The organism is Desertivirga arenae (assembly GCF_017355785.1).
Classification (GTDB): Bacteria; Bacteroidota; Bacteroidia; order Sphingobacteriales; family Sphingobacteriaceae; genus Desertivirga; species Desertivirga arenae.
On the sequence record NZ_JAFEWE010000001.1, the window covers coordinates 105,148 to 131,182 of the forward strand.

A 26,035-nucleotide genomic window follows, 5' to 3' on the forward strand; every position below is an offset into this window, starting at 1 on the left:
AACCGCTAACCTTCTTCTGTTACAGCTTTCTTCTTCCTTTTATATAAAAACAACTGCCATTTTTCTTCAGCAACCCCTGCTTTGTCCATTTCTGCCCTCGCAAGGGTAAAGAACAGATCAGACAGACGGTTAACATACGAAATAATGTATTCTTCTACACAAGCGGGATCTGTCTTCATCAAAGTAACCAGCCTTCTTTCTCCTCGTCTTATCTGCGTTCTGCAAACATGACAAAGAGCAGAGATCTCATTACCTCCTGGCAAAAGGAAATAGTCTGAAGGAGAAGTAATACCTGCTTCAAGTTCATCGAGCCATTGTTCACAAAAACTTGCTCCATCCACTGGTTTCGGATTTGTATTTTCCTTGGTGGAATCAGAAGGACGGGCAAGGTGAGACATCATATCCATCAGATCTTTTTGTATACGGTGCAGGTTTGGCTGCCATTCGTGTTCAGCGCCTAATTTAGCTCTAAGCAATCCTATAGTCGAATTTGCTTCATCTAAAGCGCCGTTACATTCAATTCTGGGAGAATCTTTATCTTCTCTCTTGCCACCGAAAACCCCGGTAGTTCCTTTATCGCCTTTTCTGGTATAAATCTTCATTATATCTATTTTCTTATTTTTTAATTGATAAGAGCTACGCCTGTAACATCGTCATAGGATCCGGAAATTTAAACACATACCCTAATCGCTGTTTCAACTTGTTTGAATTGATGATCTTGAAACTGGTTTGAGGATTAACAGCAAATTGAGGTGGCGCAAGACCTATAGTTAAAGCAGCCAAAGAGTAAAAATCTGCCCTTGTTGGATGTATATCTGAACAAGCGTTAAAAAGCTCTCCCCATGCCTCTTGTTTAATGATCTGATATATTATTTCAATACAGTCCTCCCGATGGATCAGATTGACTGGAGAAGTACCATTCGGCACATCCTTCTTCCCGGCAAGAAATCTTCCCGGTAATCTTTCAGGCCCTACCAGTCCAGCAAAACGCAGAACAGTTGTTTCAAAATCTTTCTGCTGCTGCAATAAATCTTCTGCAATCTTCAAGGCTCTACCGCTTCCTTTCACAGGTTCCAGCTCGTCGGCTTCGAATACTTCCCTGTTTATATCAGGATATACAGAAGTAGAGCTGACAAACAATACTTTCCGAATACCGTGTTCCCGGATTGCCTTAATTAAGTTCCTTATCTGTTCCGGATGATATTCTTCGATATCCTCCCTCCTCCGGGGTGGAAAGTTTACAATCAATACATCGCAATTGAAAAACATCGAAGGATGATCGGCTTCAAGTTCAGGAGTCAGAGCGACCCTGAAAGGATCTATACCTGCCCGCCTTAAACTTTCAAATTTCATTGGATCAGTAACAGATCCCTTGATTTTATAGCCCTTCTCAACTAAAAAGGCGCCTAAAGGAAGGCCAAGCCAACCGCAGCCTAAAAGACTAATGGTCATAAAACTGATGATTTAAATAGCTGCAAGCGTGAACCGCAGGCGGGTTGACTTTAGTGAAACAAGCCTGAGTGGAAAACGAAAAAAATATTCTTTTCATCGAATGATTTTAAATTTGAAAATCATTCATAACCAGGGGCATCAATAGATGCAAAAGCATCTACTCATCAGCTTTTTACCCGAAAGCTATGAATTTTGCGTTAATGGCAGGTCTTCTGACTTGCTTTTACTTGCCGCCTTCCCGTTTAAACAGTGGCATTATGGCAAATTTGATAAAGCTTACAGCAGCGGGAACTGTTCCGGACTTGCACCGGATTCCCTATTAATTCCTTCTTGGAAACCTATAACGGCTGTAAAGGTACTTAAACTTAGCTTAAAACCAGAAAGAATATATCAGGGGGACCAGCACCGACCTGCCTTGCAATACAACATAAAAGAGACATCAAAAAAATGTTGCTTTCATAATCTGGGTCATACTTTTCTATCTTTGAAAATCTAACCTTCGTTCAATCAAAGTAAGATACAATGGAGTTTTCACCTATTAGACCAGTTTTGACATGATCATTTATATCAGCGGAGGCGTGCGAAGCGGTAAAAGTGCCTTTGCTCAACAGACTGCACTTGGCCTTTCTGACCATCCTGTTTACGTTGCTACGGCAAAGATCTGGGACGAGGATTTCAGGAAGCGGGTGGAACGTCACCAGCTGGAAAGGGGATCAGAGTGGATCAACTTTGAGGGCTACCAGAATATAGCAGATCTCCCTATCAAAGATAGAGTGGTGGTTATAGATTGCGTTACACTGTGGCTCACTAATTTTTTTATGGATTTTAATAATTCTATAGACGATTCGCTTGTAGCTTTTAAAAACGAGATCGATCAACTGGACAAACTACAAGGTACTTTTATCATTATTTCTAACGAGCTTGGAATGGGATTGCATGCGGATACTGAAGTTGGAAGAAAGTTCGCAGATCTGCAGGGATGGGCTAATCAGTATGTAGCATCTAAAGCAGAGGAAGCTATTTTCATGGTATCTGGACTACCCTTGTATTTAAAAAGAAGGCAACCATGTTAAGTTTAGAGGAAATTTTCCATTCAAGAAGAGACACCCGGCATTTCTGCAGTGAAGAAGTTCCGGAAGAAGTTATACGTAAAGCCCTTGAAGCAGGTCATGCCGCTCCTTCTGTGGGATTAACGGATGCTACAAGATTTTACCTGATCAGGTCGGCCAAGGTTAAGCAAGAGATCAAAAAACTATTCGAAGAATACAATCAGAAAGCCGTTGAGCTCATCACAGATCCGGGCCAAAAATCCAGCTATTCCTCTTTAAAGCTTGAGGGTATTCTTGATGCTCCTCTTGGTTTAGTTGTGGGATATGACCGGTCAGTATTAAACAACTTTACCATTGGTACTATTGCCAGTAATGAAACTATTAAGTTCAGCGCAGTATGTGCGGTCCAGAATATCTGGCTGTCCCTTACGGAACAAGGGTACTCAATGGGCTGGGTTTCCATATTGAACTACTATAATTTCAAAAAGATCCTTAACCTGCCTGACGAAATCGAAGCCCTGGGATATTTCTGCGTTGGCAAGCCTGCAACCGATTATGACAAGCAGCCGATGCTGCAGCAATTGGGCTGGAAGATGAAGTCGGCACAGCCGGTAGTTGTAGAAATCAATTCAACAAGCCCAATAACCGAACTTTACAGAGAATCAGCTTTAGACAAACCAGAAACTTCAAGAAGCCTGGAAGAAGAGCTCCAACATCTCATCGATAATAAAACAAAGCCTTTAGGATCGTTGGGATTATTGGAAGATCTGGCCAAACAAATAGGACTCATTCAAAATACTACCAAACCACAGATCAGTCGCCCGCACATTATCGTTTTTGCTGCAGATCATGGTATTGCCCAGCACGGCGTTAGTGCCTTTCCACCGGAAGTAACAAGCCAGATGGTAAATAACTTCCTCACCGGGGGAGCTGCTGTAAGCGTGTTTTGCCGTCAGCACCAAATCACCTTAAAGGTGGTTGATGCCGGAGTTAATTATGACTTTCCTGGCAATAAGGGCATAATTGACAATAAAATAGCAAAAGGAACCCAAACCTTTCTCCATGGCCCGGCTATGAGTCAGGAAGAGCTGCAGCTTTGTTTTCATAAAGGTGCTGAAGTAATTAAGAGCCTTTATGACGAAGGTTGCAATACTGTGGGCTTTGGAGAGATGGGAATTGGAAATACCTCCAGCGCATCAGTATTAATGAGTGTACTTTGCCATATTCCGGTCTCTGATTGTGTAGGTAAAGGAACAGGACTTCTGGATGAACAACTAAAAAGAAAGATCGAGATACTAGAGGCGGCAATACAGAATTATTCAGGTGAAGACAAAGCAGAAAGCCTTATGGCGCATTTTGGTGGATTTGAGATCATGCAAATTGCCGGAGCAATGATCGAAGCCAGTAAACGAGGAATGATCATACTGGTAGATGGTTTTATCTGCAGCAGTGCATTCCTTTGTGCCTGCCTGATAGACCCTGAAGTAAAAAGAAATGCAATCTTTGCCCACCAATCAGACGAAAAAGGACATAAGCTTTTATTGGATTATCTGCAAGCCAGGCCATTATTGCATTTATCTATGCGCCTTGGCGAAGCTAGTGGAGCAGCCATTGCATTTCCAATACTAAAAAGTGCAGTGGCATTCCTTAATGAAATGGCAAGCTTCGAAAGTGCATCAGTCTCTAACAAAAGTTGATGAAAAAACAGTTGAAGACTTTTCTTGCAGCGATCTCTTATTACACCCGCATCCCTTGTAAGGTTCAGCTGGAAGAAAGCCATTTGTCGGGCTCCATCCGGTATTTCCCCATGATAGGATGGATAACTGGTATAAGCAGTGCTTTAGTATTTTGGGCCGGTAACTATCTCTTTGACAGACCTATTGCCGTTATTTTAGCTATTGTAAGTTCTGTTTTGTTAACCGGTGCAATCCATGAAGATGGGTTTGCCGATGTATGTGACGGTTTCGGCGGGGGATGGACAAGAGAAAAAATATTGGCAATAATGAAAGATAGCAGGGTTGGGGCTTATGGTGTTTTGGGAGTTTGCCTTATCCTTCTTCTAAGGTTCCTTGCACTGGAAGGGATTTTAAATTTGTGCTCAAATCAACCGTCTATCGAATTGAGTATTATTGTCTCCGCTCATAGTTTCAGTCGGTTTAACGCATCAACCCTTATTTATAAGAATAATTATGTGCGAGAGACTGAGAATAGCAAAGCCTCCTTTGTTTCGCAGAAGAATATTTTAAAAGATCTTACGGTAGCATCTACCATGGCAGCCTTGCCGTTTATACTATTGCTAAGGCTTGCAGAAAAGCCCCTTCTGCTCCTACTTATCCCGGTTCTTTTCCTGATCAGAACCTACCTCAGAAATTTTTTCAGAAAATGGATCGGAGGATATACAGGAGATTGCCTGGGAGCTGTTCAATTGATCACAGAAGTTAGCTTCTATTTGTTTCTTATTCCCTTATGGAAATTTACCTTATAAGACACACACGACCGCAGCTGACAAAAGGACTTATTTACGGAAGGACAGACCTGCCTTTAGCTGAATCCTTCGAAGAGGAAATGATAAACGTACGATCAATTCTCCCTGAAGACATTGAAGCTGTTTACTCCAGCCCCTCACAACGGTGTTCCCACCTTGCACACGCTATTTCAGCAAAGCCTCTCCTGGATGAGCGACTATACGAATTGCATTTTGGGGAATGGGAAGGCAAAACATGGGACACGATTGATCGCATGGCGAGTGAAATCTGGATGGAAGATTATATGAACAGACGTCCTCCTGCAGGAGAAACAATGCTTGAAATGAAAGAGCGGGTGAAATCTTTTTGGGATGAGATCAAAGCTACAGGTAAGCAAAGAATTGCGGTAGTGACACATGGTGGGGTAATACGTCTCCTGCTAGCTATTGAGGGACAGATAGCCATTGAAAACATGTGGGAGCGAGTTATTTCCTTTGGGGAAGTAGTCTGCATCAGCACCTGATATTATTGTTTATCTCTCCCACCCTTTTCTCCATTCTGATTCCTGCTCTTTTGCAATTCATCTGCAGACATGGGCCTCTTTTGATTCAGCATCCTCTGATTCAAATAATGGCTTCCATTCATATCCAAACATTCCCCATCTGATAACATGTATCGCTTTTTATCTTTCAACTCGTATGCTCCATCAGGAAAAACCACAGTCCCGTTGTTTAGCTGTTGCTCTTTCTGCAGCTCCTTCGACTCTCCATTCTCGACCTTATGAACCTTTCCATCCTTAAACAACAAATGGGTTTCCTGAAATCTGATACACCCTGCCAGATTTGTTACAATTGTTTCTACTCCAGGAACAGCGAGCCCGGTCGCTCCAGCATTGTAAACTAAAAACATTACAGGAATGATAAATGCAACAACCTTTTTCATGACAAAAGAATCTATGCATCCAATTTACGAAATCTTTGTTGATCCCACTATGATGAATGTCACTCCTTCTCTCATCCATTCATTCATCCATTCATTCATTCATTCATTCATTCATTCATTCATTCATTCATTCACTCCTTCTCTCCTTCTCTCCTTCTCTCCTTCTCTCATTCATTCTTCAAACACAACCCACTGTTTCGCCGATGCCCGTTTCGTAACAATAACTCCCCTAGGTTTTTCCTTTTTTTCAGGCTTTACCCCGAACATCATACCCAGCCATTTAATCCGTTTCAAGAGAAGTAGATGGATGCTTATCATACAGAAAAAGGTTAAAATCGTCAGCAATGCAAGCTTCGAAAAAATAGAGCTATTCATTTTTATAATGTAATAGCCGAATGCCACAATAAAAGTTTGATGAAGGATATAGAAGGGATAGACGGCAGAAGTAGTAAAACTCAGCGAAGAAGAATTAAAATTTAGAAAGCGTTTAGCTAAACCAAAAAAAGTTAGTATCCAAAACCATTGATTTGAAGATTTGAGAGCGAAAAGAAGGAAGTTATCTGTTCGTATCAGATTTTGGAAATAAAACTCCGGGTTGCCCGATCTATAAGACAAGTAGTAGAGGATGAATGTACTAACGCAAGCCAAGGGAAGCGCCAGATAAGCATTTCCTGAAAGACTGCCACGAAAAGTATCATTCGACCAAAGTATACCGCCGCAGATGAAAATAGGGAAATAATACAGGAACAGGGCCGGGTAGTCTGGAAGCGGTTGAAAGGCGGTGAACAGATAGTATGGAAGATTTACCAGTACGCCCAGAAATAATATAATGTAGGGCCTTGAGAAAATGCCGGCAACTCGATTAAGATAATACTTGCCCTTATCTGTCCGCATAAAGAGAAGAACAGGCAAAAACACAAGGCTGTAAACCAATAGGTAAGCTAGATACCATAAATGAATAAAATGCAGGTTTCCTTTTGGAGAGAAATGCCAATTGAATTGGAGGATGCTTTGATAAAATTCGACGAAGGACTCTGTACTTCCCCGATACTTTTTAATGAAGTATATCTGCGGAGGAATCACAACAAAGATGGCAAAGAGTAGTGGAACCATTAAGCGCTTAAACCTTTCCTGAAGAAAATTTTCAACAGTCTTCCGTTTGAAAGAAGATGAAACCACTGCTCCTGATATTATAAAAAGCAGTGGCATACGCCATGGTAGGAAAAAAGCCGTAAAGAAACTTACAAGATCCGAAGTCTCCTCATTTTTGATCCAAAAGTTCCAGTTAACAAATACTTCTGCACAATGAACAAATAGTAATATTAAAAATGCAATGCCCCTTAGCCAATCAAAATAATAAAGACGCGGAGAAGCCGATAAAGTGGAGTTCTGATTCATAAATTTGATTATAGGTAGAAAAATCGGTCAATTTTTATTATTACCAAGATAAGACTTCTATACCAGCACTTACTTCACATTATCCTTTACAATATCTGTTGGAACATCGGTTAACAATGAACAGAGAAATAAAAAAACCGGCTGTCTGCAATGCAAACAGCCGGCGCCCAATTAAACTACCAAATTATTATAAATTCACCTCCATCGTCTCATTAATACGCCCATCCAAGGGCGTTTCTACTTTTTTAGTTTCCAGCGGATGCTGAATCAGGTCGACGTAGTCCTGTAATGTTCCATCATTCAGGCAGGTCTCAATAATCTTCCTGCCAAGAGGATGAAGGTCGGGAACTAAATACTGCTCAAGTTCCTTTTTGAAGAACTCTGTAAGAATTGCAGCTCCTGCATCAAATCCCTCAACTCCGTTATCTTTCTGCTGATCGATCTGAAGGAAATGCTTTGGCACAATCTGTCCATCAATTTTTAACGATTCCAACGCATAACCTAGCAATGGACATCTGGAAGCAACAAGCGGTTCTTTTTTAAAACTCACATTGCCTCTTCTTGACAAGTATTCCCTGGCGATCCATTGGCCACTAAATCCTACTTTATAAGCACCGATGTATTGGTTAGGGATAAGGATGTAACGTGTCAATGGCGTATTCAGGATCTGATCAAGCAGTATATTAGCCTGATCCACCATCAAACCTGTAGCAAAAGGCCAGTAAGACCCAACACCTTCACTTACCATTCCTCCTGTTGTACTGGTAACACTCGGGTTAGCATGACCTCGCGGCGCTACCAATCTCCATAGCCAGGCTAGTGCCGGGGGAAGAATGTGAAAAATTCCTATGATACCATAGCTGGGATTCTCCCTGGTACAAGGGGGAGTACGTATCCCGAAGCTCCGAATATCTATTTCAACTGGTTCGTCGATCGTATTCTCAACAGACTTTCTTGGCAGGATCACTCTTGGATTTGGGCAGGGTTTACCAGGCGCGTCCAACGTATGTTCCCAGATCAGACAAGTGGAATCAGGTTTTCCGTCCATACTCAGGAAAACTAATGGTTCTTTCGGATGGATGGTAGCCCGTTCTATTTCCGGATCTGTTCCGTATTGTGTGATATGATTGATCCTTAGGAACCAGCCATATTCAGCATCCTTGATCACTAGCTTTTTATTATTCTGCAAAGATGGAAGGGCAAGAGCCATATCATCCGTTACGGGATGCAATTCAGACTCCTCTTTGATTTCTATGTAATACTTCTCCTTGCTTTTTATGTTCACCCCTAATAATAATCGACCGTCCGGTTCACGGTGTGAAGCCGCTGTCATTTCACTTTTGCCACCCCCGCTTGCTCCTTCGTGCATGATCGTGAAATCATTTTCATAAGGGGTGATCACTTTTACTGCAGAGGCATGTAAGGTTGTCCAACCCTCTTCTTCGCCGATATTCAGCAGCACTCCATAAACACCTTTCTTTGCACTTGGTCCGGGATAAAGGTTATAGGCGAACATCTCATGCATTTTATGAAGGCGATTATGAACAACAACCTGTTTCCCTGCAAAGTGAGTATGTCTAAAAGGAGGAGCTACATATATAATGGCCCTTGGCTTAAATTCAAAGGTGATCTTACTTCTTGGAATGAAACCCTGAAGATCAGCCAATCCAGCAGCGAAAAAGCCTGCATTAGCCGGACCAACCATCAAAGCAGGATATCCAGACTCTTCTCCCCCCGCCATAAAAGGCACAATGATCAGTTCTTCCTGTTGGTCAAGCCAGTCAAATGTTTCCTTTCTTAAACCATCAAATGGAAAGCCATACCGGTCAACAAACTTTGGCTTATCCGTTGGCCTGTCGTCGGCGATCACCATACAATCCGGATCGCGTCTCCTAAGATATGGATCAGTATAGTTTACTGAAATTCCGTTTTTACACCTTACAACTGTTGCTTCGATCACCTTACCGATGCCCGGTGTATCATAAACAACTTCATAAATATTTCCATTAATCCTCCCAAGGGAAAGATCAATCAAATCTTCCCTGCTTTCGGCCAGGATTACCTCTTTAGACTCAAGGATCGCACTTAGTTCATCGGGTAAGACAAGTTTCTTAAAAATTGATTTTTCCATTATTAGAGATTATTGATCAGGCTGGAAGTCAGGATTTACACTGCTCTTCAATACTCCAATTTTAAGAAAGAACTCAGGTTTAGGAAATGATTTGTATCACCGATAGTTGTGACTTTAAAAGGGATGATAGAAGGGCTTGCCTCTGTTTACCTTAAGAGCACCCATAGACAGTCGTTAACGGTTTTAACAGCCTTGTTATACAGTGCTCTATTTCCTTTAGTGATCTTTGCCAGCAAATTCTTGCACTCTCTTAAAAAGACAGCAGCAAATTCAGGGTCTTTCTCTGTTATTTCCCGGCAATTATCGATGATGTCGGCATATTTGATGGTTTGGGCATCAGCACTTGTTTTCTCTATGCGTTCAGCCTCTCTTGCCTTTCTTAATCGCCGGTTCCACTTAGGGTAGTCCTTTTTAACAAAAATATCTGTGAGTTCCATCACCAGTTTCAGGGTATAGTCAACTTCATTTTTTTCCATTACGCCATTTAGGAAAACCCTGATCTCCTCCTTTTTGACAGGGGTGTCTTCCAGAACATCATGCAGAAGAGCGGCTGCCAGGACTGGCAATTTATGATTGTACTCCCTGCACATCTCCGTCACCCTAACAAGATGAAAGATATATCGTTCAGGAGAGTATTTTCGCGTTTGTTCTCCGTGTGCTCTCTCAGCAAACCGGCGTACTTGTTCAAGTATTTCTTCCATAGAAGTATGGAGGCATATCAGATCTCTCCTTCGATTTAAAGGGTAAAAACATCAAAAAGTTTAGCAGAAAGAAAATTTGCAGATCAAAAGCACAGTACTAAACAATTAGGAGAAAATTCCTTTAATTGTTTAATAAATAGATTTGTAAATTGCACGTATGACTTTACCCATATACCAGGCTGATGCTTTCACGGATAAACTATTTGGCGGTAATCCAGCTGCTATCTGCCCATTGGAACAATGGTTGCCAGAACCAGTGATGCAAAAAATTGCAGCAGAGAATAATCTTGCAGAAACTGCTTTTTTTGTTCCGGAAGGCGAGGGATATAAATTAAGATGGTTCACTCCTGAGATGGAGATCGACCTCTGCGGGCATGCAACGCTTGCTTCCGCCCATATACTTTTTACAGAGCTTGGTTACTCAAAAGATATCATCCATTTTCACACACTAAAGGCGGGAACTTTAATTGTTAGTCGCAATGACGACCTTTATACCCTGGATTTTCCTTCCCGTGTACCTGAACTGGCGGAGGCTCCTCCAGAACTGATTGAAGCACTTGGGGCAGGTTCTCCTGTTGAAACACATAAGTCGAGGGATTACATGCTAATCTACGAGACAGAGGAGCAAATTGCTTCCATCCAGCCTGATTTTAACGCTTTAGCTAAAATTGATGCCATCGGAATTATCGTCACTGCGCCAGGAAACCACAGTGACTTTGTTTCCAGGATGTTTGCACCAGCTGCAGGTATACCAGAGGATCCCGTAACCGGGTCTGCACATTGTAACTTAATACCTTATTGGGCTGAGAGACTTGGGAAAGCTAAACTCCATGCTTTTCAGATATCAGCCAGAAGAGGGGAACTATGGTGCGAGCTGAAAGGCGACCGGGTGCTGATGTCTGGGAAGGCTGTAACTTATTTGAAGGGAGAGATCTTTGTATAAGATCTCCTGTCCTCCCTAAAATCCTTTCTACTCCCACCTATAGGTGATCCCAACCCTCCATATATCCAAACTTCTAAAATCCTTCTTGTTTGATTGGATCTGGTAAGTGCTCATATAAGCGGGAGTAAGGTAAAATTCTTCAAATAGTTTAAACTGTAATCCTATTTGAAGGCGGTTCTGATCAAATTTATTAAGGTCATTAAGTTCCTTACCAAAGTTTATCATCGGTTCATCGGAAATAAAAACATAGCCTTTTTGCTTTTTTAAAATCGGCGCCTGCACCTGAAACTGGTAGCGTAAGCGGTAATTGTAACGCGTGCTTCTATCATCCCTCTGAAAGCGTTCTTCCAATCGCAGGCGGTGACTGAACCTTAAGAATCTATATTTGTGGGCAACTGCCAACTGTTGCCAGGGCCTGTTCTCCCTTCTTGTTCCCGAATTTGTAAAATATTCGGAGTAGGCATATCCCGCAGATGCCGAAAAGAAACTATTAAGCTGATGATTAACCCCTATCCGTCCTATCCACTGCACTTTCTCGTTAAAATCATCATACCGGTCAGAATAATCTGCAGAAACAGACCAAAGCGAATCAACGGGAACCTGAAGATAATACTGAGGCCAGAACTCCACCCCTTTGTCAATTAATTTTTGCGCTTTTGCCGAAAAGACAAAAGCTATCATTACTTGTAAAACTACAAGCTCTTTGCTTCTTAATAAAAAACGCATTAAAACTTTGGACGATTTAAAATAGCTTCAGCAATTACAGCACTCCTCATATCGAATTCAACCGGGTTTTCCACTTCAGGTATCGAAACCTCCCCATGCTTATGAGTTCTGTGAATTTTCCGGTTAGCTTTAATTTCTTCAGCTGGGATCTCAGGATTATAACCTTCTCTCGCTATCTGCATTTCTTTGTTAGATAGCTCATTAACTTTAGGCTCATACTCTTTGCTGTTCCGCTTCTCCCGTTGGTAAAGATGTTTGTATTTAGGTTCGTAAGGATTATTCGTATCAGTTACTTCTTCAATAAGGAAAGGTTGAGGAACATTTGCAGGCGCCGCAGCCTGACGTCGCTTAGAATCTACAGATCTCTTTTCAGAAGTTCCAGACTTAGCCGGATTTCTCTTCCGGGCTTTCTCCTGCTCTTTGCTGAAATTTGACCAGACCTTATAAATAAACAAGGCAATTCCAATCAGAAAAGGAATAAAGTTTTCCATAATTTACAAGTTACAAACATCCACAAAAAAGCCCGTAATTTTCTCCCTAAATTTAATTAAATACCATAACTTGGTGATCTTTTTTTAGAAGAGTAAGGGATAGAACCTGTTGAGAAAAAATGCAATTAAACAGACTGGAAATTAAGGGCTTTAAGAGCTTTGGAGATAAAATCACGATTCATTTTAACGAAGGGGTAACGGCAATTGTGGGACCAAATGGATGCGGAAAGTCCAATGTTGTTGATGCCATAAGATGGGTTTTGGGAGAGCAAAGCACCCGTATGCTTCGCTCTGAAAAGATGGAAAACATCATTTTCAACGGAACCAAAACCAGGAAACCAGCACAACTAGCTGAGGTTTCACTGACGTTCGACAATAACAAAAACATCCTTCCCACGGACTTTACGCAGGTAACTATTACCCGTAAACTTTACCGCAGCGGCGAAAGTGAGTACCGTCTGAATGATGTACAGTGCCGTTTAAAAGATATTACCGACCTTTTCCTCGACACCGGTATCGGTGCCGATTCTTACTCCATCATAGAGTTAAAGATGATCGATGAGATCATTGCAAATAAAGAAGGCTCAAGAAGGGTTCTTTTTGAAGAAGCTTCAGGTATTTCCAAATATAAGCTTAGAAAGAAGCAGACACTTTCACGACTTAAAGAGACAGAGGGTGATTTGAGCCGTGTAGAAGATCTGTTATTTGAGATCGAGAAAAATCTGAAAACCCTCGAAAATCAGGCAAAAAAAGCAGAGCGTTATTATAAGCTAAAAGAGCAATATCGTGCACTGAGTGTAACATTAGCAGCCTTTAGGATCGTTGGATTTAGGAATTCCCTGGAAAGCCTTGAACAACAGGAACAATCGCATGAGAATCAGAAATCGGCTTTGGTTACCGAAATTGAAAAGCTTGAAGAAGCGATCAAGCAGTATAAAACAGACAATATTACCAAAGAAAAGAATTTAGGAGCACAGCAAAAGGCGACAAATGAGTTTACTGCCAAGATCAGAGCCTACGAGAGTGAGAAGAAAATAAAGAACGAGCAACTGCGTCACTTACAGGATAAAGAGGCGCGTTTAACAGATGAACTCGAGAAAGACAAAACGCAGTTAAATAACGTTCTTTATAATATCAAAAGACTAAATGAAGAACAGTTACAGGAATCTCAACAGTTTGAAAGTGTAAAAAACAGTCTTGCAGATAAAAAGGAAGAACTGGATGAGTTGAAGATCCAGCAACAAACTACAAAGAACAAATTAGATCTCCTGGTTAAAGAAAATAATGAGATCCAAAACCAGCTTTATAAGATTGAAAAAGATGTTGCTGTTCTGAACATCCAGAAAGACGCACTTCTACAGGAGAGTAACCGTAACCTGGCAGATACAGCGTCAAAGGAAACCGAACTTAATGAATTTAATAAAGCGATAAATGAATTGGAGGCAAAAGCAGAACAAAAGCAAAAAGAGCTTGGTGAGCTTTTAGCCTTTGAAGAAGACCTTACTCAGCAGATTCAGTTTACCGAGGAAACAATAGCGAAATATAAAGACAAGGTATCATCGGAGTCCCGGAAGCTGGACGCTAAACAGAATGAGTATAACCTTACCAAATCCCTTGTAGATAATCTGGAAGGTTTTCCTGAATCTATCCGTTTCCTTAAAAAGAACGCGGGGTGGACTAAGCAAACTCCTTTGTTCTCTGACGTATTGTTCTGTAAAGAAGACTATCGTGTAGCAATAGAGAATTATCTGGAACCCGTAATGAACCATTACGTGGTGGAAACACAACAGGACGCAGTTCAGGCCATTCGTCTATTGAGCGACTCGTCAAAAGGAAGATCGAACTTCTTCGTTTTAGAAGCGCTGAACAAAACCCCAGAGCCCGCGAAACTGGACCTTGTGGCTGATAATTTAATTCCTGCGCTTAGTATCATTGATGTTGATGCTAAATACGGTAAACTTTGTCGCCAGTTATTGAACAACGTTTATATCCTTACTTCGGGAGATGATGAAGAGCTGAATAACCTGATGCCTGAGAACAATATCGTGATACTTAGCGGGAGCGGGAAGTTCACCAAGAGCCGTATCAGTATGGCTGGCGGTTCTGTAGGCTTATTTGAGGGTAAACGTATCGGCCGGGCTAAAAATCTTGAAATACTTGCGAAGGAAATCAAATCCCTTGAAGCAGAAATAGGAAATCTAAAGTCTTCTATAGAGCAGGAGACTCAAAAACTTCAGACTTTAAAAACTTCTTCCCGGAAACCAGATATCCAACTCCTGCAGCAAGAAACCAACCGTTTTGGAAATGAACTGATCTCACTGAAGACCCGCCAGGAGCAGTATTTAGCCTTTATAAGGAATAGTCAGAACCGTAAACAGGATATAGAGACAAAGATCGCTGCAATCACGGCAGAAATAGCCGAGTCTGAACCGCTTCTTGCAGGTCTGGAAAAACGGATGAAGGAGATGGCCGATGAATTGCGTGACCAACAAAGTTCCTATACAGAACTTACTGAGTTGGTGACGGAGAAATCGACTGCTTTTAACCAGGAGAATATCCGGTTTCACCAGCAGCAAAATAAGGTTTCTAACATTGAAAAAGACCTTGACTACCGGGATACGCAGCAGCAAGCTTTAGACCAGAGGATAGCAACAAACAGCGTAGAACTTGAAAAAGTAAAGACAGAAATCGCAGATACAGTACAGCACGTTGACCATAATGATGAGGGCTTGCTGGAAATGTATGCTCAAAAAGAAGAACTGGAAAAGGGTGTACGCGAAGCTGAGCAGGATTATTTTGCTTCCCGCGGTATGATAACGGAGACGGAAAACAATATCGCCACGTTAAGAAGGAATAAAGAAAATGCCGATTTCATTTCAAACGAGATAAAGGATAAAAAAACAAGTCTTCGCCTGGAGCTGAATGGCTTAAAAGAACGCCTCTCAGTGGAATTTAATATCGATATCGCTGATCTTTTTGATACGGAGATCCCTGAAGGAGAAAGTGAAACAGACCTTAAAATTCAAACAGATCGACTGAAAAAGCAGCTTGAAGAATTTGGAGCGATCAATTCCACTGCTATGGAGGCTTACCGCGAAATGAATGAGCGCTATACCTTCATTATGAATCAGAAGAAAGACCTTCAGGAAGCTAAATTAGCCCTTCTGCAAACGATCAAAGAAATTGATGACAGTGCGCAGGATAAATTCATGAATGCATTTCTAAGTGTTCGTGAAAACTTTATCAGGGTCTTCAGATCGTTGTTTAACGAAGAAGACAGCTGCGATTTGATCCTGGATAATCCTGAAAACCCATTAGAGTCTGATATCGATATTATAGCACGACCAAAAGGAAAACGTCCGCTATCTATCAATCAGCTTTCAGGTGGAGAAAAAACGCTTACAGCAACAGCTTTACTGTTTTCGCTGTACCTGCTAAAGCCTGCACCGTTCTGTATTTTTGACGAGGTGGATGCTCCTTTAGATGATACAAATATCGACAAGTTCAATAATATCATCAGGACGTTCTCTGATGAGTCCCAATTTATTATTGTTTCACATAATAAGCGTACCATCGCAAGTACGGATATTATTTACGGTGTTACAATGGTTGAGCAAGGTATTTCAAGGGTAGTAGCAGTAGACATGCGTGAAATGGCTTGATCGTGCTAAAACAACTATAATAGAAATGGCCTCAGATAAACGCTGAGGCCATTTCTATTATAGCACTAAATTATTTCGCTGGATTTACTCCCTGTAGTCATTTGAACCTTCCCTTAACCCAGGGACCATGAACACTTTCACTCATGGAATAGAAATTCTTTTCCGGGAACTGGATGTACACTTATAATGGTAGCACAACTTTAATAAAAACTAAAGACATTATTTATCTGAAAAAATAAAATTTGTTGTAACGGAAGAAATAGCCTTGCGTCTATTATACAAAACCAACCCAACAACAAAAGATATGAAAACGCTAAAGACTCTCCTAACCGCATTTTTAATGGTGATCACCATTGGAACTTTTGCTGACGAGCTTAACACTTCTAACAAATTAAGCATTGATTACGCTCTTAAAAGTTATTTAGACGCTGTAAGTGAAGGAAAGATTAAAGGCTTTGCAGATGTGCTAGATGGTGACGTAAAATTTACGGTGACCCGAGGTGAAAAAATTGTGAACTATTCAAAATCAGAGATGTTATCATCTTTGAAGTCATCAGAAGGAGTAAAGCAAAATTGTACTACAGAGTACGCTATTGTTGAACAAAATTCAACTCAAACAATTGTAAGGGTAACACAGAAATACGAAGAATTTACGCGTATTAATTTTGTAACATTTAACAACACATCTAAAGGCTGGAAGATTACGAATGTGTCCAGTTCTTTTAGTTAAGATATTATTTGGTTATAGTTGAGAAAAAGGAGTCACTGATCTTTCAGGACTCCTTTCTTATTTTATAGTATTCTTATGCAGCTACTGTTTCCTCAACGGTTTCTACGCTTGCTGCCAACTGTGCATCGTCTTTTTCTATCCGGAGATTCCCCACAATATGCTGTTGTCTAACCGGTGTATTCTTACCCATGAAATACTCCAGCAAGGAATGGATATTTGCATCCTTCAAGATCACAGGCTCCAGTCTGATATCCTTTCCGATAAATAAGCCGAACTCGTCCGGAGATATTTCTCCCAAACCTTTAAACCTGGTAATTTCGGGTTTTGCTCCAAGTTTAGCCATTGCACGTTGCTTTTCCTCCTCATTATAACAATAGATAGTTTCCTTTTTATTCCTTACCCTGAATAAAGGAGTCTGCAGGATGGAAACGTGCCCTGCTTTTACCAGATCCGGGAAGAACTGAAGGAAGAAGGTCATCATCAGCAAGCGAATGTGCATTCCGTCTACGTCGGCATCTGTGGCAATAACAATATTGTTATAACGAAGGCCATCTAAACCGTCTTCAATGTTTAGGGCATGCTGAAGAAGGTTAAACTCTTCATTCTCGTAAACAACCTTCTTGGTAAGACCAAAACAGTTTAAAGGCTTTCCTTTCAAACTGAATACAGCCTGAGTCATTACATCCCTGGATTTAGTTATAGATCCGCTGGCAGAATCACCCTCCGTTATAAACAGGGTAGTATCCTGCTTGCGCTCGTGATTATCCTCGAAGTGTATCTTACAATCTCTTAGCTTTCGGTTATGTAATGACGCTTTTTTAGCCCGCTCATTTGCAAGCTTCTTAATACCGGCAATATCTTTACGCTCACGTTCTGATTGAAGGATTCGCTTTAATAGCGCATCTGCTGTTGCCTGGTTCTTATGCAGATAATCATCCAACTCTTTTTTAAGGAAATCATTGATCAAAGTACGAACAGTGGGGCCTTCCGGACCGACATTCTGAGATCCCAGTTTAGTTTTAGTCTGAGATTCGAAAACAGGCTCCTGAACTTTTATGGCAATCGCTGCAACAATAGAGGCTCTGATATCAGCGGCATCAAACTCTTTCTTATAGAAATCTCGTACAGTCCTTACTACCGCCTCTCTAAAAGCTGCCTGGTGAGTTCCACCCTGCGTTGTGTGCTGACCATTGACAAAAGAATAATACTCTTCACCATATTGCTGACCGTGAGTCATGGCAACCTCTATATCCTCCCCTTTCAGGTGGATGATAGGATAGCGGATAGTTTCAGTATCTGTATTTTTTGTGAGAAGGTCGTGTAAGCCTTTCTCAGAAAAATACTTCTGCCCATTGAAGTTTATAGTAAGTCCTGAATTAAGAAAAACGTAATTCCAGATCATGTTTTCAATAAATTCAGGGATAAAGCGATAATTCCGGAAAATAGAATCATCAGGAACGAAGCTTATAGCTGTTCCATTTCTCTGAGTTGTATCCTTCTCAGATTCATCTCTTATTATTTCACCCTTAGCAAATTCTGCAATCTTAGTTCTTCCATCCCGGTAGGACTGAACAGTAAAAGAAGCAGACAGGGCGTTTACCGCTTTGGTACCTACCCCATTCAATCCTACAGATTTCTGGAAAGCTTTTGAATCATATTTACCACCAGTATTTATCTTGGATACACAATCTATCACCTTTCCTAAAGGGATCCCGCGACCATAATCGCGAACGGTTACTTTATGTTCAGTGATATTGACCTCTATGGTGCGCCCTGCCCCCATTACAAACTCATCAATAGAGTTATCCATGATCTCCTTAAGTAAAACATAGATACCATCATCATAAGCAGAACCATCACCCAGCTTCCCGATATACATTCCGGGCCTTAAACGAATGTGTTCTTTCCAATCTAGAGACCGTATACTGTCTTCACTATAATTTACATTATTCTCAGCCACTACTTATTAAGTTTAATAGATTGTAATATATAAATAATCCTATTACGGTAGCCCCTTTTCAACTACCATTTCACGATATACAAAACTAAAGCTTTTAGCTAGTTTAACCACTGTTGTTCGACAGTTTTCGTACTAAATTTCATACAAGCAAAATACGAATTGTAGGGAAAATACATCTTTTGTAGGATAAAGTCAGCAAAGTAAAACAACTGAGAAAAAAGCAAAAAACTGCTATCAAGCTATAAATCAAAACCTTAGACAGCTAAGTTTCTCAGCTGAGGTGAAAAATCTCCGAATTGGTATGGATTATGAATAATATTTGACACAAGCGATAAACAAATGGTCGTCGTCAATAAAATAAAATTACCAAAGGAGCTAAAGGATAATGACCAGCCCGAAGTTGACTGGGAAAACCCTAAAGATCCGGAGCAGTCACATGATCCAAGGGACATGGAACAGCTGATCCGTCAGAAGAATGAAGCTGAGAGAAGGAAGAACAATCTCAGTGAAGACGAAGAGAATACAAAAGAAGATTAATCACCCAAAAAAATACTCGATCAACCTAATTTTAACTGTTATGAAAAAATTCACCGAAACTAAAATTGTTAAGTTAACAGAAAAGTTCGACAGACAACTGCTTAAAATCCTTAATAACGAGCTAAAAGCCGTAAAAGAAGCTAAAGAGCAGATAATTAAAACGTTAAAACCTGGTTCAGACGACGGCCTTTTGGTAGCATAAGCATCAATCTCAACCCTACATACATACCTACGAAAACAGAAAAACAATTACACAATCGTTCTTTTTCCCTCAGTTAAACAACAAGAAATAAGTCCGGAAAAACGGACTTATTTTGTTTATGATCTTTAGAGTTCGCGTTTCATACACACGCTTTCAGTCATTCCTACATAAGGACCGAAATTGTCTATGATCAGGAAACCATGCTTGGTGTATAGCTTGATGGACTCAGGTTGTCGTTTTCCTGTTTCCAGAAGCGCCTCATTATAATAAAGCTGTTTCGCCCATACCAGCAACTCATCAATAATAGAAGAAGCCACTCCAAATCCCCTGAAGTAGGGATTTACAAACATCCTTTTTATTTCCACTGCGCGGTCTGATATTTCCTTGAAACAACCACAGCCTACTGCTATATCCTGAATATATGCGATAACAACTGTATTTAATTTTGAAACATCTGTGTAAGCATTAAACTGATACTGGACATCCTGATATCTTCCCTGAAGGTCACTATCCAACTCCATAGTCAGGTTTTTAAAATCTATGTCCCTACTGGACGTTCTTTTTAGCCGAATCATAATTGTCCTCTTATTGTCTGCATCAGCGAAAGCAAGTATACAAATTTTTCAATTCTTCCTGCTATTCTTTAACAATTTCAATATTTTATTCTACAATTTTTATATTATTAAAAACGAAACAATCATTTAATTAGATAAACATTTTAAAAACATGAAAAATAAAACTAGCAGGGGCTATTAAATCACCTCATTTCGAAGGAGAGATCTTCGTACAAATGTGCACTTGCCTTTCGAACTCTGTTTTATTCGCAGCCTCTCATATGAGACTATACTTTTTTCAACCGCTTAAGCGTGCTTTTCACATGATCAAAATTCTGACCATTGTGCATAACATAAACCTGTGGATAAGTCCTGCAAGAAAACGTAAACCAAAAGGGGGCTCAACTTGTATTTAAGTTTATTTATAATTCGAGTACTTTTTTTTATACAACAATGAATCCGGGAATACTAATTATTGAAGATGAAGAGCATGTGAGAGAAACCATAGCCTTACTTTTACAGAATGCAGATTACCGGGTAAAAGCGCTTTCAGGTGGAGAGGGTCTTTATGAAGCTATAGATACTTTCCAGCCTGACGTAATTCTGCTCGACATCATTTTGAAAAATGAAGATGGTCGGACCCTTTGCAAGGAACTTAAGAGTAACCCGGAAACATCAGTAATTCCAATAGTAATACTTTCTGCTGTTCCTGAAATTTATAATACGATCAGTGAGGTAGGTGCGAACGATGTTATATCCAAGCCATTCGACGAAAGAACGCTATTAAGCCGCATACAAAGGCAGCTTTCAAATTCGGCCTCGGCCAATCTTTGTTAAAGCAAAACAGAACTTAGTCCCGCTATAATTGTTGGACATTTAATTCAGATATTAAACAAATGGAGAACAATTCGATCAATCAGGAAAAGCTAAAAAATATGGAGCACGTGGAGCACGACTATGAGCACCACCAACGTAATCCGGGGCCTTCGCATGAAGCTGTACATCAGGAAAATGATGAAGGAGCAGGGCCTGCATTAAAATGGATCATTCCACCCCTGGTTTTAGTACTAATTATTACCTGGCTACTATTCATGCTTTAGATAGAAATGGGGGAAGATTCTTTGAAAAACTTCCCCCATTTCAAAATAAACTCCTTTTTTAGGCAAGCAAACCCTTTTCCAATTTAGATCTCACTCCTTTTTCCTCCAATATCTTAGCTACAGACTTAAGGAGTAGGCCAGAAGCTTCAATCTCTTCTTTTCGAATAGAAACACTTTCTATATTTAAGCCAAAGGGTATGTTCTTGTCAAGGCAGTAATCAATAATCTCCGTGGCAATCTGAATACAAAGATCTACAGATCGTGACAATATATTATTCGAGTAGGTTAACTCATTTACCAGCCATTCGGGTACATGAATACCTAACCAGTCTAAAAATTTCAATGTTTTAACAGAACCGCAGGGGGTTAGTGTAAAAATAAGTGTAGGAATATCAGTACCTGTCTGCTGAGACGAGAAGTATAGATCAGAAACAAGATTCTTTACATACTCAACATTATAGACACACTGGGTGATAAAAAAAGAACAGCCGCTCTGCATCTTATTAGCAATACGAATATGCTCATTCTTCTTAAGGTTATGCCTTTCTGGTATCGCTACTGCCCCTAACAATGATGAGGGATTATAATCCTTCCAGATCTTATATGCTTTATCCAAGGATAACTGCACCTGATGATCTCTGGAAGGAGCGCCCACAAAAACCGTCGCGTTATTCCCCTGTCCTTTCTGAACCTGTCTGGACAACTCATCTTCAGTTAGCTTACCAACAGAGCAATATACGATCTTTGAAAGATTAAGATCACGGAACCATTCATTAGCATAAGTAAATGCATCAATAGTCTGAAAAAAAGGAAAAGGCCTCTCCATAGGGTTCCGGGTAGCTTCGTCCTGCAGATCATAGATCACCAGCCCGTCAATATCCAGGTCCTGAACGCGGCCGATAGTCCTCTTAGTGATCTCCTCTATTTTCTCAGCAGAATTATTTGCTTTTGGAGGCGTAATACCATATAAAAGAATCCCCGACTGCCTCTTCTCAATTTTACTATTAAACATCCCCGCAAGATACAAGGAACCCGTCTATTAGAAAAATCTGAAGATAAATTTCCAGGATTTACCTAATCTTTTGAATTTGGGATGAAATTAAGGTCAGCCTCATCTTTGATAGAAACATACACACGTTTCCAGGGCTGATCACCCAGCATTTTCCAACGATGAGCAGAGCCAGTTACGTCAAGTGCTATTAATACCTCTCCAGGTCGCAAAATAAACTTCTCTCCAAGGCGTGTCTCAAATTCGAGAGTACCGGTTAAGGTAAGAACATATTGCTTTGTAGGGGCATTATGCCAGTCGTACTCGAAATCGGCAGGCGTTTCCTTAAACCTGATACCCTCTACATGATGGATTAGATTTTCAGCCACCGTACCCTCTTGAAAGTGCGAATGTCCATCTTCTCCCGTAAATAACTTATACGCTTTGATCATACAACAAATTTGTAAAGTATTAGAAATAGTACAAGCGCTTTAATTGTTTAGGGTAAAAGCGAGGTTTATTTTAAAATTCCTTGTAACTATTCTTGTTTTCAACCACTCTTATTAGCACTTAACCAACCCAAGAATATTGAGTTACCAGATCAGATCATAAGATGAAATTATTAACGCTACCAATTATAGTTCTTGCTCTTTTCCTCAACACCATTAATAGTTTTGGTCAGAGCACTTATTCGATTAGCGGAAAAGTTGTGAACGAACAGAAGGAACCGCTGAATTTTATTTCCATCAGCCTGCTTAATCTGAAAGATTCTACCCTGGTGAAAACCGCGCTGAGCGACAAACAGGGTGAATACCGCTTCACTCCTTCAAAACCTGGAACTTATTTAATAATGGCAAACTCTGTAGGGTTTTCCAAAACTTATAGTGGGCCTCTTCAATTAGATTCGGCTCATAATTCTATAAACCTTCCAGCGCTTGTACTAGTAGGGGAAAGTAAAACCTTGAAAGCAGTTACCATCACTGCTCAGAAACCCTTTATTGAAAGGAAGGCAGACAGACTGGTCGTAAATGTTGAATCCAGTGCTTCCTCAGCAGGAAATACGGCATTAGAGGTTTTACAAAAATCTCCGGGAGTATCTATAGACAAGGATGATAATATTTCCATGAATGGCAAGAACAGCGTACTGATCATGATTGATGGTAAGCCAACGTATATGAGCAGTGCAGATGTAGCCAACATGCTCAGAAGCATGCAAAGTAACCAGATCGAAACCATCGAACTCATTACTAATCCCTCTGCCAAATACGATGCTGCGGGCAACGCCGGCATTATTAATATCAAAACCAAAAGGAACAAAAACCTGGGCTTTAACGGAACGATCAATGCAGGCACCGGGTATGGTAAGACTTCTAAATACAATACAGGAACAAATCTGAACTTCCGTAAGGGAAAAATCAATGTCTTTGGAAATTATAACTACAGTAACAACGGAAATATCAGTCGTTTTAATTTGAACCGCCTGGTGACCGACGATAATGAAATAACATCCTTTACCCAAAATAATGGCTGGGATGGCAGAAGGTTTAACAATTCGTACAAAGCAGGGATAGACTTTTTTGCAACTAAGAAGACCACCCTCGGCGTTATGATCAACGGTTATAACAACTCTGTTGATGAGGACGCGAGCAGTGGGACGGGGATTAGGTATCTTTCCGCAAATTCCACCTTCAAACCGGAAGAGGCGATCAATGTAGACGGGAGGAACAATCAGCGCTATGTGAATACTGCTTTTAACTTTAACGCTAAGACCTCACTTGATACCAGCGGGCGCGAGATCACTTTTGATGCAGACTACTCGACCTATAATGGTAAAATGGACGAGTTCAGGGATAACTTTTATAGCCGGAACAATATTACCAGTCGCCCGGTGAAATCTATTCATAACCTTGCCCCTGCCGATATTAATATCGTATCTGCAAAACTGGATTATACTCACCCTTTCTCAAAGACACTGAAAATGGAGGCAGGACTAAAAAGCAGCTTTGTAAGAACTGATAACAATTTCAGGTTCGATACCTTAAGGAACGATGCCTGGATCACTGACGGAGGTAGATCTAATCACTTCATTTACGATGAAAATATTAATGCCGCCTACCTTAACCTAAATAAGCAATTTAAGAAAACTACTATTCAAATTGGGTTAAGGGCAGAGCAAACCTATTCTAAAGGAAATTCGAAAACTCAGGATAGTGTTATAAAAAGGGACTATTTAAACTATTTTCCAAGTGCATCGGTAAGTCAGAAGTTAGGTAAAGATCATCAGGTTGGATTAAGCTTTAGCAGAAGAATAGACAGACCTAATTATAATAACCTCAATCCATTTATTTATATCCTCGACGATTACACCTACGAGCAAGGCAACCCTTACTTAAGACCTCAGTTCACCAATTCTACAGACTTGTCTTACACTTTCAAAAGCGTTTATACACTTACCTTCAATTACAGCAAAACAAACAATGTAATTGCCCAAATCACCGAACAGAACGATGAGACAAAGATTACCCTAGCACAGGAAAGGAACCTGAGTAGCCAGACTGTTTATTCGGTTAATCTTTATACCCCGATACAGATCGCCAAATGGTGGAAGATCAATAACAATACTCAGGTGTTCAACATGGGCTTTAAGTCAGATTTATTAGGTTCGCAGCTGGATGTAAATCAAACTGTTTTTCAAATAAATTCGGATAATCAATTCACTATCAACAAGAAAACCAGTGCCGAACTTTCTTTCTGGTACATGTCGCCCTTGCGCTACAGTATATTCCAGATCAACAATACTCCCGCTTTCAACCTGGGATTAAAAAGAAGCTTCTATAAAGATAAAATGAATCTCCGGGCCAACATAAATGACATTTTTAATATGCGTGAAAACCGCGGTAAGACCAGTTACGCAAATATGAACCTGAATTTCAATAATAAATGGGAATCAAGGGTCTTCAACTTATCTGTTTCCTATAAGTTCGGCAATAGCAACATAAAACCTGAACGGAACAGGAATACCGGACTTGATGCCGAAGCAAACAGGATGAAGAACTAAAATTAACGATGGACTGTGTAAAGGTTAGGCTTTACCTGTTCATCTAAATACTGTACCTCCTCAGCCTCGAGAGGAGGTACATCAAAAACACCTATAGCTTCTGAGAGATGTTGCAGGGAATGAGTTCCAAATACAGCGCTTGCTACTACTCTTTTAGAAAGTACATATAGTATTGCCGTCTGAGTTAAAGTCCTGCTGGTACCGGAAACTTCTCTGACAGCCCTTGCAGCAGTATCCACCTCAGCTAACGGCCTTTCCAGGTAAGCTTTTGATTCCTTACCTGCCAGCAATCCCTGGGCAACCACTCCTCTGGCCAACACAGCAATTTTATTATCTTCCAACAGCTGAAATGCCTCTTCCTCAGGGCGCCTGTCAAGAAGACTAAACTGCATCATCACACTATCTATTCTACTTTTAGTGACATATTCCCTGATCACATTTGGACGGATAGAAGAAATGCCATAAGAGCGGATCTTCCCTTGCTCTTTTAGTATTTCAAATGCCTCTATAGTTTCATCTATTGAATCCTCAATAGTTCCCCCATGCAGCTGATAGAGATCTATATAATCCGTCTGCAATCTCCTAAGACTTTCTTCAATCGCTTTGAGAATGTACTCCTTTCGCGGATTCCAATCCCAGCCCGAGCCGTCTGCCTTCATTTGATTTCCAACCTTGGTAGCAAGAATAAGGTCCTTCCTGCGACGTTGTAAAAGCTTACCTAACTTTGCTTCATTGGCACCCCTTTCGTAAAGGTCTGCTGTATCAAAAAAATTGATACCTGCATCAAGGGCTTTAGAGATCACAGGCTCAATTTCTTCAATACTTCCAGTTAGAGACATGCATCCAAGCCCTATTTTACTGATCCTTAAATCTGATTTTCCAAGTATTGCAAATTCCATAGTTTAATGAACAAATAAGCAAATATCAGGTTTGGGTGCAAATATTC

General features: G+C 40.5%; 25 protein-coding genes and 1 riboswitch. Of the genes, 12 read left to right on the forward strand and 13 right to left on the reverse strand.

What is annotated here, in order from left to right; translation table 11 throughout:
- Positions 1 to 5: 5 nt before the first annotated feature.
- Both J4N24_RS00515 and J4N24_RS00520 read right to left on the reverse strand, forming a co-directional pair.
- Positions 6 to 602: a cob(I)yrinic acid a,c-diamide adenosyltransferase gene (locus tag J4N24_RS00515; RefSeq protein WP_207531683.1), complete on the reverse strand. Its 597-nt coding sequence runs from the start codon at positions 600 to 602 to the stop codon at positions 6 to 8.
- A 34-nt stretch (positions 603 to 636) separates the two neighbouring features.
- A complete protein-coding gene (locus tag J4N24_RS00520; protein ID WP_207531684.1) occupies positions 637 to 1,452 on the reverse strand; it encodes an SDR family oxidoreductase in 816 nt (271 codons plus the stop codon).
- Between the two features lie 185 nt (positions 1,453 to 1,637).
- Positions 1,638 to 1,809: riboswitch (cobalamin riboswitch) on the reverse strand.
- A 197-nt stretch (positions 1,810 to 2,006) separates the two neighbouring features.
- Between J4N24_RS00520 and J4N24_RS00525 the strand changes: the two genes are divergently transcribed.
- The 4 genes from J4N24_RS00525 to cobC are packed head-to-tail and all read left to right on the forward strand — an operon-like array spanning position 2,007 to position 5,489.
- A complete protein-coding gene (locus tag J4N24_RS00525) occupies positions 2,007 to 2,525 on the forward strand; it encodes a bifunctional adenosylcobinamide kinase/adenosylcobinamide-phosphate guanylyltransferase (protein WP_207531685.1) in 519 nt (172 codons plus the stop codon).
- The gene (cobT, locus tag J4N24_RS00530) at positions 2,519 to 4,198 is read left to right on the forward strand and encodes a nicotinate-nucleotide--dimethylbenzimidazole phosphoribosyltransferase (protein WP_207531686.1); all 1,680 of its coding nucleotides are present in this window, start codon (positions 2,519 to 2,521) and stop codon (positions 4,196 to 4,198) included. The genes J4N24_RS00525 and cobT overlap by 7 nt, the downstream gene beginning before the upstream one ends.
- On the forward strand, positions 4,198 to 4,986 hold the full coding sequence (cobS, locus tag J4N24_RS00535; protein WP_207531687.1) for an adenosylcobinamide-GDP ribazoletransferase: 789 nt from the start codon (positions 4,198 to 4,200) through the stop codon (positions 4,984 to 4,986). The genes cobT and cobS overlap by 1 nt, the downstream gene beginning before the upstream one ends.
- Complete coding sequence (cobC, locus tag J4N24_RS00540; protein ID WP_207531688.1) at positions 4,968 to 5,489, forward strand: alpha-ribazole phosphatase; 522 nt, start codon at positions 4,968 to 4,970, stop codon at positions 5,487 to 5,489. Before cobS ends, cobC begins: the two co-directional genes overlap by 19 nt.
- 2 nt (positions 5,490 to 5,491) lie before the next feature.
- On the opposite strand, the gene J4N24_RS00545 is transcribed toward cobC, so the two are convergent.
- From J4N24_RS00545 to J4N24_RS00560, 4 genes are all read right to left on the reverse strand, one after another.
- On the reverse strand, positions 5,492 to 5,908 hold the full coding sequence (locus tag J4N24_RS00545) for a DUF6799 domain-containing protein (protein ID WP_207531689.1): 417 nt from the start codon (positions 5,906 to 5,908) through the stop codon (positions 5,492 to 5,494).
- 171 nt (positions 5,909 to 6,079) lie between these two features.
- Positions 6,080 to 7,306, reverse strand: a complete 1,227-nt coding sequence (locus J4N24_RS00550; protein WP_207531690.1) for an acyltransferase family protein — start codon at positions 7,304 to 7,306, stop codon at positions 6,080 to 6,082.
- Between the two features lie 187 nt (positions 7,307 to 7,493).
- Positions 7,494 to 9,437, reverse strand: a complete 1,944-nt coding sequence (locus tag J4N24_RS00555) for a DUF4914 family protein (RefSeq protein ID WP_207531691.1) — start codon at positions 9,435 to 9,437, stop codon at positions 7,494 to 7,496.
- 146 nt (positions 9,438 to 9,583) lie between these two features.
- Positions 9,584 to 10,138 carry an HD domain-containing protein gene (locus tag J4N24_RS00560; protein WP_207531692.1) on the reverse strand — a complete coding sequence of 185 codons (555 nt, stop codon included), beginning with the start codon at positions 10,136 to 10,138 and terminating at the stop codon, positions 9,584 to 9,586.
- Positions 10,139 to 10,295: 157 nt separating this feature from the next.
- Between J4N24_RS00560 and J4N24_RS00565 the strand changes: the two genes are divergently transcribed.
- The gene (locus J4N24_RS00565; RefSeq protein WP_207531693.1) at positions 10,296 to 11,081 is read left to right on the forward strand and encodes a PhzF family phenazine biosynthesis protein; all 786 of its coding nucleotides are present in this window, start codon (positions 10,296 to 10,298) and stop codon (positions 11,079 to 11,081) included.
- A gap of 27 nt (positions 11,082 to 11,108) precedes the next feature.
- On the opposite strand, the gene J4N24_RS00570 is transcribed toward J4N24_RS00565, so the two are convergent.
- Complete coding sequence (locus tag J4N24_RS00570) at positions 11,109 to 11,807, reverse strand: DUF2490 domain-containing protein (protein WP_207531694.1); 699 nt, start codon at positions 11,805 to 11,807, stop codon at positions 11,109 to 11,111.
- On the reverse strand, positions 11,807 to 12,298 hold the full coding sequence (locus tag J4N24_RS00575; protein ID WP_207531695.1) for a hypothetical protein: 492 nt from the start codon (positions 12,296 to 12,298) through the stop codon (positions 11,807 to 11,809). The genes J4N24_RS00570 and J4N24_RS00575 overlap by 1 nt, the downstream gene beginning before the upstream one ends.
- A gap of 119 nt (positions 12,299 to 12,417) precedes the next feature.
- Between J4N24_RS00575 and smc the strand changes: the two genes are divergently transcribed.
- Both smc and J4N24_RS00585 read left to right on the forward strand, forming a co-directional pair.
- Entirely contained in the window at positions 12,418 to 15,960 is a 3,543-nt protein-coding gene (gene smc / locus J4N24_RS00580; protein WP_207531696.1) for a chromosome segregation protein SMC, read from the forward strand.
- A gap of 304 nt (positions 15,961 to 16,264) precedes the next feature.
- A complete protein-coding gene (locus tag J4N24_RS00585) occupies positions 16,265 to 16,690 on the forward strand; it encodes a nuclear transport factor 2 family protein (protein WP_242691449.1) in 426 nt (141 codons plus the stop codon).
- 73 nt (positions 16,691 to 16,763) lie between these two features.
- On the opposite strand, the gene J4N24_RS00590 is transcribed toward J4N24_RS00585, so the two are convergent.
- Complete coding sequence (locus tag J4N24_RS00590; protein WP_207531697.1) at positions 16,764 to 18,650, reverse strand: DNA topoisomerase IV subunit B; 1,887 nt, start codon at positions 18,648 to 18,650, stop codon at positions 16,764 to 16,766.
- A gap of 339 nt (positions 18,651 to 18,989) precedes the next feature.
- On the opposite strand from J4N24_RS00590, the gene J4N24_RS00595 reads away from it, so the two are divergent.
- Positions 18,990 to 19,187 carry a hypothetical protein gene (locus J4N24_RS00595; protein ID WP_207531698.1) on the forward strand — a complete coding sequence of 66 codons (198 nt, stop codon included), beginning with the start codon at positions 18,990 to 18,992 and terminating at the stop codon, positions 19,185 to 19,187.
- Between the two features lie 40 nt (positions 19,188 to 19,227).
- Positions 19,228 to 19,389: a hypothetical protein gene (locus tag J4N24_RS00600; RefSeq protein WP_207531699.1), complete on the forward strand. Its 162-nt coding sequence runs from the start codon at positions 19,228 to 19,230 to the stop codon at positions 19,387 to 19,389.
- 125 nt (positions 19,390 to 19,514) lie between these two features.
- On the opposite strand, the gene J4N24_RS00605 is transcribed toward J4N24_RS00600, so the two are convergent.
- Positions 19,515 to 19,964, reverse strand: coding sequence for a GNAT family N-acetyltransferase (locus J4N24_RS00605; RefSeq protein WP_207531700.1), 450 nt, complete (start codon positions 19,962 to 19,964; stop codon positions 19,515 to 19,517).
- 432 nt (positions 19,965 to 20,396) lie between these two features.
- Here J4N24_RS00605 and J4N24_RS00610 point away from each other — a divergent pair, with 432 nt between their 5' ends.
- Positions 20,397 to 20,780 (forward strand): response regulator, encoded by a 384-nt coding sequence (locus tag J4N24_RS00610; RefSeq protein ID WP_207531701.1) that lies wholly within the window; start codon positions 20,397 to 20,399, stop codon positions 20,778 to 20,780.
- Positions 20,781 to 20,839: 59 nt separating this feature from the next.
- Complete coding sequence (locus J4N24_RS00615; RefSeq protein WP_207531702.1) at positions 20,840 to 21,043, forward strand: hypothetical protein; 204 nt, start codon at positions 20,840 to 20,842, stop codon at positions 21,041 to 21,043.
- 58 nt (positions 21,044 to 21,101) lie between these two features.
- Here the strand turns inward: J4N24_RS00615 and J4N24_RS00620 are convergent, their stop codons facing one another.
- Entirely contained in the window at positions 21,102 to 22,055 is a 954-nt protein-coding gene (locus tag J4N24_RS00620) for a methylenetetrahydrofolate reductase (protein WP_207531703.1), read from the reverse strand.
- A 62-nt stretch (positions 22,056 to 22,117) separates the two neighbouring features.
- A complete protein-coding gene (locus J4N24_RS00625) occupies positions 22,118 to 22,483 on the reverse strand; it encodes a cupin domain-containing protein (RefSeq protein WP_207531704.1) in 366 nt (121 codons plus the stop codon).
- Positions 22,484 to 22,644: 161 nt separating this feature from the next.
- Between J4N24_RS00625 and J4N24_RS00630 the strand changes: the two genes are divergently transcribed.
- Positions 22,645 to 25,089: a TonB-dependent receptor gene (locus J4N24_RS00630; protein ID WP_207531705.1), complete on the forward strand. Its 2,445-nt coding sequence runs from the start codon at positions 22,645 to 22,647 to the stop codon at positions 25,087 to 25,089.
- Between the two features lie 2 nt (positions 25,090 to 25,091).
- On the opposite strand, the gene J4N24_RS00635 is transcribed toward J4N24_RS00630, so the two are convergent.
- Positions 25,092 to 25,988, reverse strand: coding sequence for an aldo/keto reductase (locus J4N24_RS00635; RefSeq protein WP_207531706.1), 897 nt, complete (start codon positions 25,986 to 25,988; stop codon positions 25,092 to 25,094).
- Positions 25,989 to 26,035 lie beyond the last annotated feature (47 nt).